This is a genomic window from Mesorhizobium liriopis (genome assembly GCF_024053505.1).
In the GTDB taxonomy this organism is placed as follows: domain Bacteria; phylum Pseudomonadota; class Alphaproteobacteria; order Rhizobiales; family Rhizobiaceae; genus Mesorhizobium_B; species Mesorhizobium_B liriopis.
On sequence record NZ_JAMXQS010000016.1, the window covers coordinates 1 to 19,705 of the forward strand.

Sequence of the window (19,705 nt, forward strand, 5' to 3'; positions counted from 1 at the left end):
CGTTTGACGAAGTTCGTGGGCATGGCTGCTGCGATGCTTGAGACCTACCGCCCAGGCTTTGCCGACTTCCTGCAGAAGCCTTCGCTCTGCCGCCGGGCAGGCTGCAGTGAAGCGCAGCTGTCTCTGGTGGCAGCCAAGGAGCTGATCGACAACGCACTCGATGCTGACCCCGATCATGTGGCGGTCAGCTTCGAGGACCGAACCCTGATCGTGCACGATCATGGCTCGGGTCTCAGCGAAGAGCAGATCGTGGCGATCTTCTCGGTGGCCCGCGAGTCGCTCTCTTCCAAACGGTGGCGACTGGCAAGCCGTGGTGCCTTGGGCAATGGCAGCCGCGTGGTGATGGGTGTGGCCTTTGTCTCGGGCGGCCACATCGTGGTGGAATCGCGTGGGCTCAAGCTGACACTCGCTGTCGCCGGCGATGGCCAAACACGGGTAAGCGAGAGAAGCCCTTCGCTTGTCCAGACCGGCACCCGCGTCAGCCTCGTCGTCGGGCCCGACCTCGAACTCGATCAGCTTGCTGTTTTGTCCTACGCCGAGGCCTGCCAGAAGGCGCTTGGCCGCGCCTTCAGCGGCACAAGGGCTGTGCCCGGCTGGTTCGACCATGCGGCATTGCGGGAACTGATGCGCGACATGGCCCCACAAACCACCGTGCTCGACTTTGCCCGCCGCTTCGATCTCACACCTCAAGCACTTGGCCAGATCAAAGCAGCAGCCATGCGCGTGACGACAGCGAGCCTGCTCGATGATCCTGTGCGGCTTCGTGCGGTCTCGGACATGATCTTGTCAGGGCAGGCCACCGAGCGTTCGCTCAAGCGGATGGGACGCAATGCCTGTGCGGGTGCTTACAGCTTCGAAGAAGGCGTTCTCACCATGGGCGACGCAAAGCTGCCATGCTTTGTCGAGGTCTGGCTGCGCGGCACACCAAGCCGCGACCGGCGTAGCGATGGCTATGTGACCTCGGATACGATCTTTGCCAACCGCACGCCCTCAGTCCAGTCTTCGCTCTTTGGTGTCGTGACAGCCGAGACCAAGGCATTCAATCTGACCTTGGGTGCTCATCGCTACACGGTCGATGGGCTCAAAGGCCCCTGCCACTTCGCCCTCGACCTTGCCATCACCGCTCCCGAGCTGCCGGTGGTGTCGGACGGCAAGGCGGTCGACGTCGAATGCTTTGCGCCGCTGATCATGGCGGCGATCAGGTCCGCACTGCCCCGTGCCTACCGACCACCCACCAATACGCTGGTTCGCACGACCGGTACGCGTGCGACCACCATCAAGGGGGCGGTCTATGCAGTGATTGCCGAGACCTATGCCCAGATTGCCCAGAGCGGCATCGGCGTGCCGCCGCGCATGCTGATGTATCGCTGCCGGCCCGAGATCCTGCGAATGACGGGACGGGCCTCGTTCGAATACGCCACCTTTGTGAACGCGGTCCACGACTTCATGGAAGACCATCCCGAGGAAACGGCCGGCTGGCAGCTCGCTTACGACGATCGGGGCCACTTCATTACGCCTGGCGGCAAAGCCATCGGGCTCGGCTCACAGGCGGTCGACACCTTTATCGCTGGGCTTGGCTCGGAGCAGGCCACCTTCAGCCCCACCATTCGCGGGTTCCGGGTCGAAGCCGATGCCGGTCATCTGACCGAGGATCCTGACCCCTCCCATCGCTTCAGTGCCGTCTGCTTCATTGAGAAGGAGGGCTATGCGGAGGTGATCCGCCGCTCAGCGCTTGCCGAGCGCTTCGATGTGGCGTTTGCCTCCACCAAGGGCCTGCCCAACACTGCCATCCGCAAGCTTCTCGATGCGCTCGCCACCTATGGCATCAAGGTCTTCTGTTTGCATGACTTCGACATTGCCGGGCTGACCATTGCCAACACGCTTGCCAACAGCAACCGCCGCTATCAGTTTGCCAACGCGCTCGACTTCGTCGACATGGGCCTGCGCCTGGCGACCGCCCAGACCATGGACCTGCAATCCGAGCCGTTCGAGCCCGACAAGCGAGTATCGCCACAAAAGCTGAGGGATCGACTGCAAGGCTACGGTGCGACGGAGGCTGAGATCCGCATGCTGGTGGACGACCACCAGCGAATCGAGATCGATGCCATGGCCGATCCGCTGGCGGTGGTCGCCTTTATCGAGCAACAACTCACCGAGCATGGCATCACCAAGATCGTGCCCGACGAGGGCGCGATGACCGCGCACTACCAGCAGGCCGCATTCAACATCCGGCTCGATCGCGCGATGGCGCCACTGCGACAGGCGTTTGCCACCGAAGCCGACAAGCTCGCTCAGGACCTGCGCCAGACCACCGTGTTCAAGATCAGAGTGCCGCCGCTGCGTGAGCATGTGCAAAAGCACCTCGCGGCGCATCCGACGGCAACATGGCATGAGGCAGTGGCAGCTGTCGCCGCCACCATCGAAAGGGAGCAGGCGGCGTGAGCGGGCGTCTTTGCAGGCGAAGCCTGACCTGACGTGGCCAAGTCGCGTATCAGTCAGCTCACACGAGTTGAACGCTTGGCGCTTGGACAGATCCGGCGCCAGAAGAAGCCGCGAACAGGTCACGCGTTCAGGCTCGAGCTTCTCCGCATGCGTGAGATCGAGAAGGTCATCCGCTCCCGCCACGGCTATTACATTCCAGAAACGGATGATGCCGATATCTACATCAAAGCCGCGGCCCTCTCGCTGAGTGCTCAGGACATGATCGGATGGACCCAACGATGGGCACCTTGGGCGACTGAAGCTATCGTTCTTGCAGTGCTAGCCGATCTAAGACCACGACGGCGGATGATCTCAGCAGAGGGGTGCGCCAACCTACTCAAGGTGGGAATGGCTGAACGGCGCCAGCTCAAGCTTCGCACGATCGGAGCCTTCGATCTGACGCCGCAGGAACGGCTCAAGCTAGCCAAAGAGATCAAGCGTGAAGGCGATCGAGCGCGACAAGAACAAAAGAGGAAAGCTTCGGGACGCCGCAACCGCGCGTCCTATGAGGAAGATTCCCTCCAACGCCTCAAGCCGTGGGAAGCGTTGGGGATCAGCCGTGCGACTTGGTATCGGCGGCGTGAGACAAGTCTGTCGCCAGTAGAGTATAAAACGGATGGCGACACACCTGTCTCAAACATCGAGATGAGCACCACTCCAAGCGGTCATTCTGCGTCAGTCGTACCTCTCCATCCACGGCCGGCAAGGCCGGCAGTGCTGGGGCTCGGGGACAATGTCCCCGACGGGGCAACCAAGGGGCAGAGCCCCATGGGACAGGCGACGCAGCGAGTGAATGACGCCAAATGAGTCGCGAACAACAGAATTTCTGCAGCGCCTCCAGACTCAGCTAATTTTCTTTGATGCTCGGCTGGTACGCCGACTGTTGTAGCTGTGGTGCTGATGCAATCGCCAAAGTCACCAGCTCCTTCTGGTAGCCGTTCTCGATCACTTGGCCAACACGCAAACGATGGCTCAAATCCGCAAGTGCCTGAGTGAAACCCAGCTACCGTCGGATCCCACCAGTTGCCAAGGGTGAGGCCCCTCTAACACTGCTCTTCGTCAACCAAAGCAGCAAGACGGCGCCGCCGCATAACAGGGCTAAGACGTAGAATCCCGACTGTTCATTGCCCGATGCAGCGTCCACCCAGTTTTTAGTCTGGGGTGAAAGGAAGGCGCCGAGATTGCCAATCGATACGATGAAGGCAATCCCGCTCGCAGCACCAATTCCGCTGAGATAGCGGGTTGGGAGTGACCAGAAAACTGGCTGCGAAGCTGTGAGGCCGGGAACTGCGATACAAGCAGCAATTAGCATGACGGTTGGGTTTTCTGTCAGTCCGATCATGGCGAGGGCGAGCGTGCCACAAAGTATCATCGCCATGCATATCCTGCGATGCGCATCGAGACGGTCAGCCAGTACCGTGAAGTATCGAGTGGCCACCACTGAGCACACCCAAGGAAGTGCAAGGAGCGTTCCGATAAGAAGCCCGATCTCACCTCCTGAGGCAATCTTGGCGAAGAGAGACGGGAAGTAAAACGTCAGCGGCGCTGTTCCGACCTGAAGCAGAAAATAGATGCCGATGAAGAGCCAAACACGCACGTCTTTCAGGACCGAAAAGGCTGAGTGGGAGATTACATGTGCCTTTGCGCGCTCTTCAGAAGCTATGGCTCCGGTCAGCGCCTCGCGCTCCGGTTGCGTCAGCCAGCGGGCGTCGGCGGGACGGTCGATCAGGTAGAAGAACGCGACGACGCCGATCAGGATCGTGGCGCCGCCTTGAACCAAGAACATCCACTGCCAGTTCTGAAGCCCGAACATGTCATGGTGTGTGAGCAGCCAGCCTGACAAGGGGCTGCCGAAGACGAGCGAGAGCGGAACACCGAGATAGAAGAGCCCAATCGCGCGTGTTCGCTGCTTCAAAGGAAACCAATAGGTCAGGTAAAGAAGCGCGCCCGGATAGAAGCCCGCCTCGCACACGCCCAGCAGGAAGCGTAGCGTGTAAAACAGATACTCCGTGTGCGCGAACATCATCGCCGTGGAGATGATACCCCAGCTGACCATGATGCGCGCCAGCCAGATGCGCGCGCCCACTCGGTGCAGGATGATGTTGCTGGGAACTTCGAAAAGCGCGTAGCCAATAAAGAAGATGCCTGCACCGAACGCATAGGCTGCGTCGCTTAAACCGGTGTCAGCCTGAAAAGCTTTCTTAGCGAAACCGATATTCGCCCGATCCAGAAACGCCAGGATAAGCATGACCGTTAGAAACGGAAGCAGTCGTCGTGCTGCCTTTGCAACGGCGGAATCCAAGTGAGTTTGATTGTTCAAAACTGCCTCCTGTCAGCGTCGAAAACCTGACTGAGGCTGATAACGGAGGATTCAGATATGCACAAATCATTTACATAAGAAATTTGGAAGGTATCGTTTTGACCCGTAGAGCCAAAGGGCTTGCGAAAACGGATGCAAAACCAGTCCACGAGAGCTGCCCTAATCGAGTGCTGTGGCATTAGACGCTACTCCAGCTCAACATTCGCTTCTGAAAGGGAAAACCCGATATCCAAACGGATGGCTACTGGTGCTCAGATGTTGCTGAGCGATCCGTCCCATTGGCTATCAAACATCAGATGCTTGAAGATCAGTTGCGAGCCCCTGCGCAGGCAAGCGTAGAACTGTCATCCTGTCGGGGATGAAGCGCTGATGGTAGACTGCCAGTCAGGTTTGAGCAGGTCGGAGTTGCTCGCAAGGCATCATAGGGGGTGGGGGGGTCGAAAGTCTGGAGCCCTGATGGGGCGGACACCGCCTCGGGCTCACGCGGAGATTTTTTCCCGCCCTATAAAAAAACTGGCAGCCAGCACCATGCGGGACCAAGACCCAGCTTCAGCACAAAACGCAGCCCCTCGTGGACGGCCCGCTTACCTCCCATCCGACAAGGATCGCCGTGTGGTGGAAGCCATGAGCGGCTGGAACATGCCACAAGAGCGGATTGCCTCTGTTCTGGGTATCGACCCCAAGACCTTGCGCAAGCACTTTGCGGACGAGCTCGCCATCGGCAGTGCCAAGCTTGAGGCACAGCTTGCGCAGAACCTGTTGCGGATTGCACAAGGTCATGACCGCAGCGCGTTGGTGGCGACCATCTTTGCCCTGAAGAGCCGGTTCGGCTGGGTCGAGGCAACGCTTCCTGCTACACCGCCCCAACCCCGTGAGCGGCCGCTGGGCAAGAAGGAAGCGGCTCAGCGCGCTGCCCTTGCCCCACCCGATGACCCAACATGGGAAGAGCTGCTCGGACCGATCGGGAAGAGCAACTGAGGGGGCGTAATTTGATGCGCACTAAGCCAACCGGTCTGATAGCGCTTTCAATGGCTGGTTCGGGCTGAGAAGCAATTTAACAAGGGCACGAATGCAGCTGTTCTGGCCCTGCTTTAGGAGGCTGCTAGTCATTGTGATGCATCTGCGCCAGCGTCACTTTGGCCAAAATGTTGCAAGTTGATCACGGCATGAAACCGAGTTCATCCGATGGTGGGGTATCCTCCGATATGCACTTGAGCATCTCGCCAAATCGAGCCATCGCTTTCCGCCAAGTTATCCCAGTTCCTGGGACCGAGGCGGAACCATTACATGCATATTCTGACGCTCGCACCTTCGGGTCGTGGCGATGCTCGTCTGTTGTCTGGGCAATCGTTCCAGCAGGACATTGAATTGCTGTCCACAGCTGGTTTGAGGCGGCTGCGCGGAGCGTTTTTTAGAAGCCTGTTTGCCTTAGCCATCTCTCTCTTTGCTTGTTTACTACTGCCGATCGTAGAGGCTCATACCCAGGCCGCTGTCCCTACGGTTACAAATGTTGCTCCCACTTCAGGTTCGACAGCAGGCGGGACCTCGGTTGTCATAACGGGGACGAACTTTACGGGAGCGACTTCAGTTGCCTTCGGTGGGCAGCAGGTAACGTCATTTGTCGTCAACAGCTCTACGCAGATCGCAGCTGTGACGCCGGCCGGCAGTGCTGGGCCTGCGAATGTGGTGGTAACCACCCCTGGCGGATCTGCCACGCTAGTTAATGCCTACACGTATGTCGTCCCGCCACCCGCACCTGTTGTCACAGCCCCCGCTAATGGGAGCAATGTTGGTACAACCACACCAACCTATTCAGGCACTGCAGCTGCCAATACGACCGTGACGGTTGTTGTCGATGGTTCGACCCGGGGAACCACCACTGCATCGGCAAGCGGGAACTGGTCGCTAACGCAGCCTACCGCACTCAGCAGCGGCAGTCACACCGTGTACGCCTACAGCTCGAATGCTGGTGGAGCCTCGCCGAACTCCAATACAAACACCTTCACCGTCACCTTGGCGCCAGTCGCAAACAATTACACTCTACCAGTTTCCATCACGTACAACGCGGGCGCCAACACTGCGACCGCGTTCAGCATCGCCGGCCAGGTTTCAAACAACCCGACGAGCTATGCAGTGGGGTCATCGACGACTGCCAATGGCGGAACAGTTTCGATCAACAACACCGGTGTGGTCACCTACACGGCAGCTCGAGGGTTTCGAGGCAACGATAGCTTCACCTATACGGCGAGCAATGCCGGAGGCACCTCTGCGCCGGCGACTGTGACTGTCACAGTCAGCAATCCCTCGCTTTCCGGTTCCCTGTCGGGAAGTGGAGCGCGTGGCATCCCGTTATCGAATGTCCGCATCATTCCGTCAGGCGGGACGCAGCCCTACAGCTGTGGCACAACGCTCGCCTCAGGCGCTCTACCAGCAGGAACGCAGCTTAACCCGGACTGCTCGATCACTGGCACACCAACGGCAAGCGGTAATTATAGCTTCACGGCGAACATCACCGATAGTTCGACGCCTGCTTTCACCCAGACATCGACCACCCTGACACTTGTTATCTCAGCACCCTCACTGACGCTTGCTCCTTCAGCTGGCGCTTTGCCAGGTGCGACCGTCGGCGCAAGTTACTCACAAACGTTTATCGCTGGCGGTGGCACCGGGCCGTATACCTTTGCCTTGACCGCAGGAGCACTCCCGTCAGGTATGTCTCTTACTGGGAACACCATCTCCGGGACGCCGTCCGCAGTAGGAACCTACAACTTCACCCTAAGAGCAACGGACTCCTCATCTGCGGGGAGCGGCGGGCCATATAGCGTTTCAAACAGCTATGCAGTGACTGTGGCAGTGCCTGCCATCGAACTGAGCCCAGCGACACTGCCGAATGGAACTGTCGGAACGTCCTATACAGCGAACGCTTCCGCGAGTGGTGGGACTGGTCCCTATACATACTCTTTGACTGCAGGAACGCTGCCGAGTGGCATCACTATCGCCGCAGATGGCTCCCTAAGCGGCACCCCAACTGCGGGCGGGAACTTCAACTTTACAATCACCGCAACCGATAGCACCACAGGCCCCGGTGCGCCTTACAGTGGCAGCCGAGCTTACACTGTCACAATCGCTGCACCGACCGTTACCCTTTCGCCGGCCTCGCTTTCTGCCGCGACAGTCGGCTCCAACTACAGTGCGTCGATCACTGCCAGTGGAGGAACGCCCGGCTACAGCTATACCGTGACGGGCTCACTCCCCACGGGTTTGACCTTGGCTAACAATGGAGTGCTGTCAGGCACGCCTACGGCAGCTGGGACCTTCAACTTCACGGTCATTGCAACGGACAGCTCGACTGGTGCTGGCCCATACTCCGGCTCAACTTCCTACACGCTTACGGTCAGTGCACCAACGGTCGTTGTCGGCCCAGCAACACTCCCGAACGGGACAGCGGGCGTCGCTTACAGTCAGACCATCACTGCCTCAGGGGGGACGGCCAGCTACAGCTATGCAGTGACCTCGGGCGCACTGCCTGCCGGGATCACGCTCTCAAACACTGGCGTCTTGTCAGGTACAGCAACTGCTGGAGGCACTTTCAACTTCACGATCACTGCAACCGACAGCTCAAGCGGTGCCGGGTCGCCTTTCTCGGGCAGCCGCAGTTACACGCTTACAATGGCAGCTGCGACAGTCGCGGTTCAGCCGGCTTCGTTACCGAATAATTCGGCAGGCACGAGCTACAGTCAAACGCTCAGTGCTTCGGGGGGTAATGGCGCCTACACTTACGCCATCACGGCCGGCGCGTTGCCACCGGGCTGGACCCTATCGTCCTCGGGAGTTCTGGCTGGAACGACTACCGTCGCGAACACGAGCTACACCTTCACGGTCACTGCGACCGATCAATCGACTGGCGCTGGCGCTCCCTATAGCGGCAGCCGCTCGTACACTGTGAACGTAGGCTCGCCCAACTTCACCCTGTCCGCGCCAACCTTGAGTGCCACAGCCGGTCAACCCTACTCAGGCAACTTCGTAGCTGGAGGGGGCACAGCTCCATACAGCTATATACAATCAGCCGGAACCACTCCTCCCGGCCTGACGCTTGCGTCCAATGGAACGCTTTCCGGCACGCCAACTGCGGCAGGTACGTTCAACTTCACCGTCATCGCGCGTGACAGCACAACCGGACCTGGGTCACCTTTCGGGGTTGGCAGCGGTTACACCTTCACGGTTGCCGCCCCCACCGTCACGCTGCCTGCCACGACATTGTCCAATGGAACGGCGGGCGCAGCCTACAGCGCTTCGGTCAGCGCCACAGGCGGTGCGGCACCCTACACTTATGCCGTCACGGCCGGCGCATTGCCTGCGGGCGTTACCTTCGCTGCTGATGGCTCTTTGAGCGGCACTCCAACCGCAAGCGGCACCTTCAACTTCACGCTCACCGCCACCGATGCGAACGGATTCTTCGGCTCACGGGCCTATTCGCTTACGATCGGTGCGGCAACGATTGCACTTGCCCCGGCTTCACTGCCGAGTGCCACGACGAGGATCGCTTATAGCCAAGCGCTGACAGCTTCAGGCGGTACAGCACCTTACAGCTACGCGGTGACTGCAGGTGCCCTGCCAGCCGGCATAACGCTTGCGCCAAACGGAACCTTGGCGGGTACAACAGCGACTGGGGGAACCTTCAACTTCACCGCCACCGCCACGGATTCCAGCACAGGCGGCGGACCTTACAGCAGCAGCAACGCCTACACGTTGACCGTGAATGCGCCTGCCATCACGCTGACGCCTGCGACACTAAGCGGTGCGACAGTCGGAGCGGCTTATACCCAATTGCTCACTGCCTCAGGCGGCGCGGCACCCTATACCTACGCTGTCACGGCAGGAGCTTTGCCAGCGGGCATATCGCTCGGGTCGGACGGGACGTTATCTGGCACGGCACAACAGGACGGCAGCTTCAGCTTCGCAACCACTACCACCGACAACAATGGCAACACGGGCACGCAGAGCTACACGCTCGATGTGTCTGCACCGACCATTGCGCTGGCGCCTGGTTCGCTGCCCGCTGCCGTGGGAAGTGCCGCCTATGCTCAGACGATTACAGCCACAGGTGGTTTGGCGCCCTACAGCTTCTCGGTGACAGGCGGTGCCTTGCCTGCGGGTGTGACGCTTGCTTCGAATGGCAGTCTGTCCGGCACGCCCACGGTCTCCGGCAGCTTTGCCTTCACGGTGACCGCCACCGACCAGGGCAACTTCACCGGCACGCAGAACTACACGCTTCAGGTCGATGCGCCCCAGCTTGCGATCACACCTGCCTCGCTGCCGAATGCGACGGCTGGCAACGCCTATGCCGCGACGTTTGCTGCCACAGGCGGGGCGGCGCCCTACCGCTTTGCGGTGACGGGTGGCACCCTGCCAGCGGGCCTGGCCCTTGACGTGGGCGGAAGCCTGTCCGGCACGCCACAGAGCGGTGGCAGCTTTGCCTTCACCGTTCAAGCAACCGATGCGAACGGGTTTGCCGGCACGCAAAGCCTGTCGCTGACGGTGAACGGCGAGATCCCGGTCGCTCAGAGCCAGTCGGCAACCCTGTTGGCTGGAACGACCACCACCGTGCGCTTGACGGATGGGGCGCGGAATGGACCGTTCACGAATGCCACGCTGGTCGGCCTGTCCGACCCTTCGCTGGGGGAGGCGCGGATCGTTCGCTCCGGGTCCGATTATGATCTGGTGTTTGCTTCAAACGCCAACGCGTCCGGCCAGACGGTGGCTTCTTACACATTGTCCAACCAGTTCGCGACCTCCGCCCCTGCAACGGTGACGTTCACGGTTGCCGCCCGTCCCGATCCCTCGCAGGATGCAGAGGTCTCAGGGCTTGTGAATGCGCAGGTGGAGTCCACCCAGCGCATGGCACGCGCGCAGATCAGAAACTTCCGCGACCGCCTCGAACAAACCCATGATGAAGAGACACGTCAGCAGGGCTCGTTCGGCATCACGCTGGGCGGTGGACGCGCCCAAGACGACAGCCCCATGGCAGCCTATGTGGAAGAAGCTGCCCGCCTGGGCTCAGACCCTGCAACACTTGCTGTCCTTGGTTATGCGAACGATGGCAAGCAGATTGCCTTGCCGTCTGAGGCGCAAACGCGCCGCCGTTTTGGCAATGCTGCGTTCTGGGCCGGCGGCTTCGTCAACTTCGGCTCGCGCGAGAATGACGGCATCGAGCTCGACCAGACCATGGTCGGCATCAGCGCCGGAATGGATTACCGCTTCTCGTCGCAGTTCGTGGGTGGTGTCGGCTTCGGCATGGGCCGCGATAAAAGCGAGGTAGGCGATGCCAACACCGAGACCAGCACGCAGGCCTATAGTGGCGCCGTCTATGGCAGCTACTCGCCCTTTGCCAACATCTTCGTCGACGGCGTGCTGGGCTACAGCCACCTGACCTTCGACAGCCAGCGCACGGTGACGGACCAGGATCTGGAAGCGGAAGGCACACGCTCGGGCAACCAGGTGTTCGGCTCGCTCACGTTGGCTTACGAGCACAAGCAGAATGGCTGGCTGGTGTCGCCTTATGCCGGCTACGAGGGCTCGTGGTCGCGTCTGGATAGCTACAGTGAAGATGGGGCAGGCGTGTTCAACCTGCGCTTTGGCGAACAGGAGATCACGACCTCGTCCGCCCTGATCGGCCTGCGGCTGGAGAAAGAGCTCGTCCGTCCCTGGGGCACGCTGACGCCCAAGGGGCGGGTCGAGTATTCCCACGACTTTGATGGCTCAAGCCGCGTCAATCTCGGCTATGCGGATCTGGGCGACGACCTGCCGTTCTCGCTCGATGCAGATGTGTTCTCCAAGGACAACATCACGCTCGGGCTCGGGCTCGATGCGCAGTTCGAAACAGGCTGGGGGCTCGGGCTCGACTACAACACCGAACTGGGCACCAACGGTGACGCCCAGGATCACCGGATCGAGGCAAAGGTGTCGAAACGGTTCTGAAGTCCAGCCGAGGCCAACACTTTCCAAAACACACAATAGCTCGGGGCCTCATCAGAAGGCCTCGAGTCGCTTTGGTTACAAGCGGTCACCAAGTGGCGATGCTTCGTGCTGCTGGTGCGGCCTCTGACCGTCCCGTTCGCCTCACCACCGTCCCGTTCGCGCGCTCGCACGCACTCCAGCATATGAGTGTCGTCCTACCGGTGTGTGCGGCACTCGCTTATCTGCAAGGGCGCAGGATGGCAGAAACAGCGGAACGACATCTCCTAGCTACCTGCCTTCAGCCGAGCGCCAGAATGTCCCCCACAGCAATGAGAACGAATCCAACCACCACTCCAACGTCGAAGAACCCTGTGCTGACAGGTGGTTCAGCGGCAATCCCTGCTACCTGGGCGCCAATCATAAACGAGGCAGTCAGCAGGATCAGACGCCCCGCATTTTTCAGCACTGTTGAGCGGTGTGTTTCCGGGTGCTTTTTCAAAGTGGCTTTCGTGACAGGTTCGGAGGCAGGTGGTGCCAGGATGGGCGTCGCCCAACCTTATCAACTGGGGTGAAGGTTCTCCACCCATTCGAGCGGTGCGGTTCACTGCACGCAACAGCGACAACCCGGGTCGCTTTGCATGTTTGGTGCCCCATCTTTGCCTTGGGCCGACCAAACCGCGGCGTGCGAGCAGGAGACAAAATGAGCGTAGGGTTGGTTGCATTGTTCGATGACGTGGCAGCCATCGCCAAGGTGGCGGCTGCTTCCCTCGATGATGTGGCGGGCCAAGCTGCAAAGGCAGGCGTTAAGGCTGCGGGCGTCGTGATTGATGATGCGGCTGTGACGCCGCGCTACGTTGTGGGCTTTGCGGCTGATCGCGAACTGCCCATTGTCGGTCGGATCGCCTTGGGATCGCTCCGCAACAAGCTCCTTTTTCTGCTGCCCGCTGCTCTGCTGCTGAGCCTGTTTGCACCTTGGGCCATCACCCCTCTCTTGATGCTGGGCGGTGCGTATCTCTGTTACGAGGGTACCGAAAAGGTTTTTGAGGCGGTTGTTCCCCATCACGCGCATGCACACGAGGCCAAGCTCGCGCCTGTGACCTTGAAACCGCAATCAGCGGAGGACGAGAAGGTGTCCAGCGCGATCAAGACGGATTTTATTCTCTCGGCCGAGATTATGGCGATCACGCTTGCAGCACTCCCGCAAGGCAGCGTGTGGGGTCAGGCTACGGCGATGGCGGTGGTAGCCGTCGGGATCACGGCGGTTGTTTATGGCGGCGTGGCCCTGATTGTGAAGGCGGATGATGCAGGTGTTGCCCTTGCCGCAACACCGCTGAATTCGCCTTTGAGCCAAATTGCACGCCCGCTCGGCCGTGCTTTGGTCAAGGGCATGCCGGTGCTCTTGAAGCTGCTTAGCATTGTCGGCACGGCTGCCATGATCTGGGTCGGCGGCGGCATTGTTGTGCATGGGTTGGAACTCTACGGGGTTCCCGCGATCGGACACGCCATTCACGAGATGGCTGAAGCTGCAGCACATGCGCTGCCTTTCGCGGGCGCTGCCGCGGAGTGGGCCGTCACTGCTCTAGGCTCGGGTCTCTTTGGACTCGCGCTGGGTGGTGCCCTTATCCCGATCGTGAGCTCGGTGCTGGCACCAGTTTGGCGGACGGCCACAGGGCGGCACTGACATGCATGCCTGCTCGAGGGCCGCCCAGCGTCAAAGTTCACTCGGTTGACGCTTACATGCCTTTCTCTTTGAGAATCTTCTCGGCGTTCTCCGCTGTCACCCTCTCGGTTGGCAGCGTGATTGCCTTCTCAACCTTCTTGCCATTTAGGAAGTCGATGGCTTGGCGCAGGCCCTCGGCGCCGGGAGTGGCGTAGAGGAAAGTCGCAGTCAGCTCGCCGTTTTTGACCCAAGTTACGCCCTCGGCGGGCAGCGCGTCGATGCCGATGAACTTGATGTCCTTCTCGCGTCCTGCGTCCTTGGCGGCGAGATAAGCGCCATAGGCCATTGGATCGTTATGGCCATAGACGAGGTCGATTTCTTCATTGTTGCGTAGCGCATTGGCCATGATGTTGTAGGCTTGGTCCTGCTTCCAGTCACCCGACTGCTCGTTGAGCAGATTCTTGATGCCCGACTCCTTGTCAGTGAACTCGTGGAAGCCGTCATGGCGGTCGTGCGCGGGCTGAGTGCCCATGCCGCCCCAAATCTCGACGACGTTGCCCTTCGCATTGCCAGCGCCGCCGAGCAGCTCAACTGCATATTCGCCTGCCGCGCGGCCGATCAGCTTATTGTCACCGCCGACGAACTGTGTGTACTGGTCGGTGTCAACGTTTCGGTCGAGCACGAAGACGGGAATCTTGGCGTCGATCGCCTGCTGGACAACGCCCGTCAACCCTGCCGATTCTTTGGGTGAGACGAGCAGCGCATCGACCTCCTGGCGGATCAGGTTCTCGACATCCGCCACTTGCTTCTCAGTCTTGTCCTCGCCGTCGGTGATAATCAGGGTCACCTCTGGATGTTTGGCGGCCTCGGCGATGATGTCCTTGTTGAACTGCGCTCGCCAAGGCTCGATCGTGGTCGCTTGGCTGAAGCCAATGGTCCATTTCTTGTCCTGGGCGAGGCCCGGGCTCGCGAGCAGTGTGCCCGAGAGAAACATGGCGGCGGCTGCGGCGAGCCTAAACGTGTCTCTGCGTTTCATGGATCGGTCTCCTCCTGTCTTATGGGTTGGTTGCCTGTCGCGGCATCTGCCCTTGCGCCGATGGCGCCTCCTCCTTGCCTGCGACGCGACGAACCGGCATGCGCAGGAAGCCCAGCAGGTCGGCCGCGTTGCGCTCCTGCACGAGCACGGTGCCGACGATGATCAGTCCCTTCAGCACGAGCTGAAGGTTGGAATTGATGTTGTGGAGCTGCAGGATATTGGACAGCAGCCCGAAGATCAGTACGCCGCAGAAGGTGCCAGCCATCGAGCCGCGTCCACCCATCAAGGATGTGCCGCCAATCACCACCGCCGCGATGGCGTCTAGCTCAAGGCCGGCGCCCGCATCCGGCTTACCCTGCCGATACTGCGCGACGTAGAGCACCGCCGCTATTCCTGCGAGGAGGCCCGAGACTGCGTAGACCGCGATTTTCACGCGCCCCGAGGCGATGCCAGAGAGGCGCGCGGCCTCCTCGTTGCCACCGATCGCGTAAACGTAACGGCCGAAGGGCGTGAAGCGAAGCACCGCAGCGTAGACTGTGATCGCGGCGATGAAAAACAGCCCGGGCATCGGAACAACGCCCCAAACGAGCGAGCGCAACGTGTTGAATTCCGCTACCGCGTTGGTGCCGGTATAGACGGGCAGCACGGCGTTGTTCTGGCCGGCGGTAAGCCGCGCAACACCAAGAGCTGTGACCATCATCGCCAAAGTCACGATAAAGGGTTGGAGGCGTCCGGCCACAATCAGAATGCCGTTGATCGCGCCGAAGCAGAGGCCGACGGCAGGCGCTATGACGAGCACGCCTGCGACGCCGAACTTCTGCTCGACATCAGGCAAGAGAAACCAGAGCATGAGTCCGGCAAGCAGTGCGCCGACGGTCAGCGGCAGGACGATGCCGGAGGTGGTGCCAAGGGTGACATCGCGCGGGGTGTCCGGGCCAGCCCGCGCTTTTTCCAGATTGGCGAAGACGAAGCGCGTGACCGCAAAGCCGATCGTCAGCGCCACCAGGCCGGCCATCGGCAAGCCCATCACAACCGCCGGCGTGTCGCCCGGCACGGTCAGCAGCATGGCGCAGACCACTGTCGCGATCGCCATCAGCGAGCCGACGGAAAGATCGATGCCGCCCGTGATGATCACCGCGGTCATACCAGTGGCGATCAGCCCAGTGATCGACACCTGGCGCAGTACGTCGAGCAGGTTGCCGGTGGACAGGAAGATGTTGCTGCCTTTGGAGCTGACCGGCGAACCTAAGACGCCGACCAAGAAGATGCCTGCGAGGCCCCAGTAGAGCTTCGTGCGGGATATTAGTTTGACGACGCTCATGCGGAGGCCCTGCCGGTCGGCGCCGCTAACTGCATGACGCGCTCCTCGCTCGCCTCATCACGCGCGAGGATGCCGATCTGGCGGCCCTCCGCCATCACCAGAATGCGGTCGGAAAGGTGCAGCAGCTCCGGCAGTTCCGAGCTCACAACTACAACGCCAAGCCCTTGCTCGCGCGCCAGATGGAAAACAAGCTCGTATATCTCGCGCTTGGCGCCAACATCGATGCCGCGTGTAGGTTCATCAAGCAGGAGTACGCGCGGCCGCGTGGCCAGCCACTTGCCTATCACGACCTTCTGCTGGTTACCGCCTGAAAGCTGGCCCACCGCCTGCCGGATGCCGCTGGCGCGGATGCCAAGGTTCGCTACGGCGCGCCGCGCTTCCAAGTCCTCGCTGGCGAAAAGGCGCAGTCCGAAGCGTGCGAGCCGCCCGACGAGCGGCAGCGCTACGTTGTCGACGATCGAATCTTGAAGATGCAGACCCTGCGTCTTGCGATCTTCAGTCACCAGTGCGAGGCCGAGCCGCCTGCCCTCTAGTGGCGAGCGGATGGTAACTAGCTGGCCCCCAACCCGGATCTCACCCTCGACACGCCCGCGCGTAGAGCCGAAGATTGATTCGAGAATCTCGGTTCGTCCAGCGCCCAGCAGTCCGCCGATGCCAAGGATCTCGCCGGCTTTGAGATCGAAGGAGACACCGTGCAGCACCGTGCGCCAGTCGCCCCGCTGTAGCAAAGAAAGGCGCAGGTCTCGGACTGAGAGAAGCGTTTCCCCACCTACCGCTGTCGTCTTGGGCTTCTCTGTCAGGAGCTCGCGCCCAACCATCGCTGCGATGATGCGTGCTTCGGAAAGCTCTCCAATCGGCTGTGTCAGCACGTGCCGACCGTCGCGGAATACGGTAACGCGGTCAGAGAGCTGCATCACTTCGTCCAGCCGATGGGATATGTAGACGATCGCGACGCCTGATTGGGCGAGCTGACCAATGATGCCGAACAGCCGTTCGCACTCAGCGGGGGAAAGGGCAGAGGTCGGCTCGTCCATAAACAGGATACGCGCGTCGAACGACAGGGCCTTGGCGATCTCGACTAGTTGCTGCTCGCCGACCCTCAGATCCCCGACGCGGGCGTTCGGGTCGAGTTCGATGCCGAGCCGCGCAAGGAGGACGGCTGCGTCCCTCCTTGCTGTCCTGGCGTCGGTGAGGAGGCCAACCAAACGCGGCTCGCGACCAAGAAAGATGTTCTCCGATACCGACAGGCCCGGCACGAGGTTGAGTTCTTGGTGGATGATCGCGATGCCTGCAGCCTCAGCCTGACGGACATTACTGAAGCGCACGGGTGCCCCGGAAATCCGTATCTCGCCCCCGTAATCGGGCTGGACGCCTGAAAGGATCTTCATCAGCGTCGACTTGCCGGCGCCGTTCTCGCCCATCAGCGAATGGACCTCGCCGGGCGCAAGGTCGAAGTGGATGTCGGAAAGCGCGGCGACGCCGCCGAAGCGTTTGGAGATGCCGCGCGCCTCGAGTAGCGGCGGGTGGGACGGGCGCGCTGAAATAGCTTGAATTTGTGGGAGTGACATCGTGACGAGGCCTCCCTTCCACGTCGCTGCCAATTTCGAAGCTAGTTGAAACGTTTCGGCGATGTCAATGCTCAGCAAATGGCCGTAGCGCGGTAGATTGACGATCGGAGCATCTCTCCCTTAGCGTCAGCTTAGGAAATTGGCCTAAACGTTTCAGCGCGAAGGGGAGAATGAGCAGAAGAAAGCAGGGATTAGGAGGGGCAACGATGTTGGACGTCGCTCGCGTTGCGCAGGTCTCGATTGCCACTGTATCTGCCTTCGTCAACGGCTCCGCCAATGTTAGTCCGGCTGCCACCCAGCGCATCGAAGGCGCCATCCGCACTGTCGGCTATCAGCGCAATGCCGTCGCCCGCAGCCTGAAGCTCGGGCGCACGCACACAGTCGGCCTGACTGTGCCGCACATTACCAATCCCTTCTTTACCGAGGTTGTGTCGGTGATTACCCAAGCCTTCGACCGGGCTGGCTACGCCGTCATGTTGTTCTGCACCGATGAGCACCTGAGCAATCAGGACGAGCAGATCAGGCTGCTGCTTGAGCGCATGGTTGACGGGCTGATCGTGGCGCGCGTCGGTGAGGACGAACGCTTCCGCTCGATTGTCGGCGCCACTAAGGCCCCGTTCGTGCTTATCGACCGGCTATGCGAGGGCGTCGACGCCGACGCTGTGGTGCTCGACAACCGCACAGCGGTGGCTGAGGCAGTAGGCTACCTGACTGGGCTCGGTCACCGACGCATCGCCTATGTCGCGGGGGGTACCGGCATCTCCACCATGCAAGAGCGGGCTGCGGGCTACCGTGCGGCGCTGGAAGAGGCTGGGCTCGCCTTCGATCCCGCGCTAGTGCGTCTCGGTGACTTCCACGAAATGGACGGTTACGCCGCTGCCATGCAGCTGATGACACTGCCCGACCGCCCGACCGCCGTTTTCTCTGCCAACAACCCAATGGTGGTGGGCGTGATGAAGGCGCTGCGCGACCTTGGCCTCAATTGCCCGAAGGACGTGTCGGTCGCCTGCTTCGACGATTTCCCCTTCGCCGACGTGTTCCACCCGCAGATGACGACCGTGCGCCAGCCCGTCCAGGCGATCGGTGAGCAGGCGACCGCGCTGCTGCTTGAACGCATCGCCGGCACGGCGGCGTCCGAGCCACGTCGGCTCACCCTGCGCGGTCGGCTGATGATCCGCGGCTCTTGCGCTCCTCCTAGCGGGTGGGCGGCTCAGTCTGCATGAAGCTGTCGAGCGATTGGCGGGCCGACGGTCAGATCATAGAACTGCGCCTCGAAGCCCGCACGCTCGGGCGAGCAGGCCATCACGCCGACCTGCGCCGCACCGTCCGGAAAAGGTGCAAGGCGAGCCATCTGCCAAGTCTTGCCAGCGATCGAATACTGTACGCGCACGGCATCGCCATGGCGGGTAAGGCGCATGGTTACGGGCTCCGACGGGCTCGCTTCGGGTAAGGGGACGACTGACCAGTCAGAAACGCCGCGTGTGACGACGACGCTGAAATGCATCAAGCCGTCGGTGAACTCGATCCCGGCCTTGATCCAAGTCCTTTTATCGATCCGCAGCATGAGGCCAGCTTGATCGTAGAGTGCGCTATATGCGCCCAACACGACGGCACTTACCGTGAAGTCCCCTGTCACGGGGCATAGGAAGGCATGACCGTCGTCGCGCTCGAAGCCGTAGAAGGTCGACTGCCAAAAATCCGTCCGCTCGCCCGTAATGAGCGACAGCGCCTGAGGTCCGCCGCTCCATTGCAGTGGTGCATTCAACCACTCGAAATCATCTGACAATTTGCAATTCTCCCGATGGATGTACCCTAGCTTTTAACGCCGCTATAGCGCGGAGACCGAAAGTGCTGCGCTACTGCGTTATGGCGCGCACTCATGCGCACAAATGTCGATCTGCCAAGCTATCTCAGGGGCTGCTATCATTGCGGCATGGAACATGGCGTAAATATTAGCTTGGCAGAAACCGAGCGAAAACTTGCAAAGCGAACTCTCGCCATCACTTACCGCCCTCTCGTCAGTCTGATCCCCTACGCCCGCAACGCGCGCACGCATTCAGATGCGCAGGTGGCCGAGATTGCCGCCTCGATCCGCGAGTTCGGCTGGACAAACCCGGTTCTGGTGGATGGTGACAACGGCATCATCGCAGGCCATGGCCGGGTGATGGCAGCCCGCAAGCTTAGGATGAGGCAAGTGCCCGTGATCGAGCTCGCTGGTCTGACAGATGCGCAGAAGCGTGCCTATGTTTTGGCCGACAACAAGCTGGCTCTAAACGCCGGCTGGGACGAGGAGCTGCTCGGGCTCGAACTGGCCGACCTCGATGCGCTGGGCTTTGATCTCAGCCTGACCGGTTTTGGCGAA

The 19,705-nt window shown here is 60.8% G+C and carries 13 protein-coding genes and 1 pseudogene; 8 read left to right on the forward strand and 6 right to left on the reverse strand.

The features are described 5' to 3' along the window. Together NGM99_RS21370 and NGM99_RS21375 are read left to right on the forward strand one after the other, a co-directional pair. On the forward strand, positions 1 to 2,442 hold a 2,442-nt coding region (locus NGM99_RS21370; RefSeq protein ID WP_252822774.1), incomplete at its 5' end, for a DUF2399 domain-containing protein. 147 nt (positions 2,443 to 2,589) lie between these two features. Continuing rightward, positions 2,590 to 3,288, forward strand: a complete 699-nt coding sequence (locus NGM99_RS21375; RefSeq protein WP_252822776.1) for a hypothetical protein — start codon at positions 2,590 to 2,592, stop codon at positions 3,286 to 3,288. Positions 3,289 to 3,484: 196 nt separating this feature from the next. On the opposite strand, the gene NGM99_RS21380 is transcribed toward NGM99_RS21375, so the two are convergent. Next, positions 3,485 to 4,801: an MFS transporter gene (locus NGM99_RS21380; protein ID WP_252822778.1), complete on the reverse strand. Its 1,317-nt coding sequence runs from the start codon at positions 4,799 to 4,801 to the stop codon at positions 3,485 to 3,487. A gap of 624 nt (positions 4,802 to 5,425) precedes the next feature. Between NGM99_RS21380 and NGM99_RS21385 the strand changes: the two genes are divergently transcribed. From NGM99_RS21385 to NGM99_RS21390, 3 genes and pseudogenes are all read left to right on the forward strand, one after another. Then, a complete protein-coding gene (locus NGM99_RS21385; protein ID WP_252822780.1) occupies positions 5,426 to 5,779 on the forward strand; it encodes a hypothetical protein in 354 nt (117 codons plus the stop codon). A gap of 309 nt (positions 5,780 to 6,088) precedes the next feature. Next, positions 6,089 to 8,461, forward strand: a pseudogene (locus tag NGM99_RS21870) (beta strand repeat-containing protein); the annotation flags it as partial. 9 nt (positions 8,462 to 8,470) lie between these two features. Then, positions 8,471 to 11,779, forward strand: coding sequence for a putative Ig domain-containing protein (locus NGM99_RS21390; protein WP_252822782.1), 3,309 nt, complete (start codon positions 8,471 to 8,473; stop codon positions 11,777 to 11,779). 277 nt (positions 11,780 to 12,056) lie between these two features. Here NGM99_RS21390 and NGM99_RS21395 read toward each other — a convergent pair whose 3' ends face one another. Further along, entirely contained in the window at positions 12,057 to 12,257 is a 201-nt protein-coding gene (locus NGM99_RS21395) for a hypothetical protein (protein ID WP_252822784.1), read from the reverse strand. A gap of 201 nt (positions 12,258 to 12,458) precedes the next feature. Here NGM99_RS21395 and NGM99_RS21400 point away from each other — a divergent pair, with 201 nt between their 5' ends. Beyond that, a complete protein-coding gene (locus NGM99_RS21400; RefSeq protein WP_252822786.1) occupies positions 12,459 to 13,439 on the forward strand; it encodes a DUF808 domain-containing protein in 981 nt (326 codons plus the stop codon). Between the two features lie 52 nt (positions 13,440 to 13,491). Here NGM99_RS21400 and NGM99_RS21405 read toward each other — a convergent pair whose 3' ends face one another. From NGM99_RS21405 to NGM99_RS21415, 3 genes are read right to left on the reverse strand one after another with little or no spacing between them, the layout of a single operon-like run. After that, positions 13,492 to 14,454, reverse strand: a complete 963-nt coding sequence (locus NGM99_RS21405; RefSeq protein ID WP_252822789.1) for a substrate-binding domain-containing protein — start codon at positions 14,452 to 14,454, stop codon at positions 13,492 to 13,494. A 19-nt stretch (positions 14,455 to 14,473) separates the two neighbouring features. Continuing rightward, on the reverse strand, positions 14,474 to 15,775 hold the full coding sequence (locus NGM99_RS21410) for an ABC transporter permease (protein ID WP_252822791.1): 1,302 nt from the start codon (positions 15,773 to 15,775) through the stop codon (positions 14,474 to 14,476). Beyond that, positions 15,772 to 17,343, reverse strand: a complete 1,572-nt coding sequence (locus tag NGM99_RS21415; RefSeq protein WP_252822793.1) for a sugar ABC transporter ATP-binding protein — start codon at positions 17,341 to 17,343, stop codon at positions 15,772 to 15,774. Before NGM99_RS21415 ends, NGM99_RS21410 begins: the two co-directional genes overlap by 4 nt. Before the next feature lie 206 nt (positions 17,344 to 17,549). Between NGM99_RS21415 and NGM99_RS21420 the strand changes: the two genes are divergently transcribed. Continuing rightward, positions 17,550 to 18,566: a LacI family DNA-binding transcriptional regulator gene (locus NGM99_RS21420; protein WP_252822795.1), complete on the forward strand. Its 1,017-nt coding sequence runs from the start codon at positions 17,550 to 17,552 to the stop codon at positions 18,564 to 18,566. On the opposite strand, the gene NGM99_RS21425 is transcribed toward NGM99_RS21420, so the two are convergent. Beyond that, positions 18,554 to 19,129 carry a DUF1349 domain-containing protein gene (locus NGM99_RS21425; protein WP_252822797.1) on the reverse strand — a complete coding sequence of 192 codons (576 nt, stop codon included), beginning with the start codon at positions 19,127 to 19,129 and terminating at the stop codon, positions 18,554 to 18,556. The two genes, NGM99_RS21420 and NGM99_RS21425, sit on opposite strands and share 13 nt — an antisense overlap. Before the next feature lie 171 nt (positions 19,130 to 19,300). Here NGM99_RS21425 and NGM99_RS21430 point away from each other — a divergent pair. Then, a partial coding sequence (locus tag NGM99_RS21430) for a ParB/Srx family N-terminal domain-containing protein (RefSeq protein WP_252822799.1) occupies positions 19,301 to 19,705 on the forward strand: 405 nt, incomplete at its 3' end.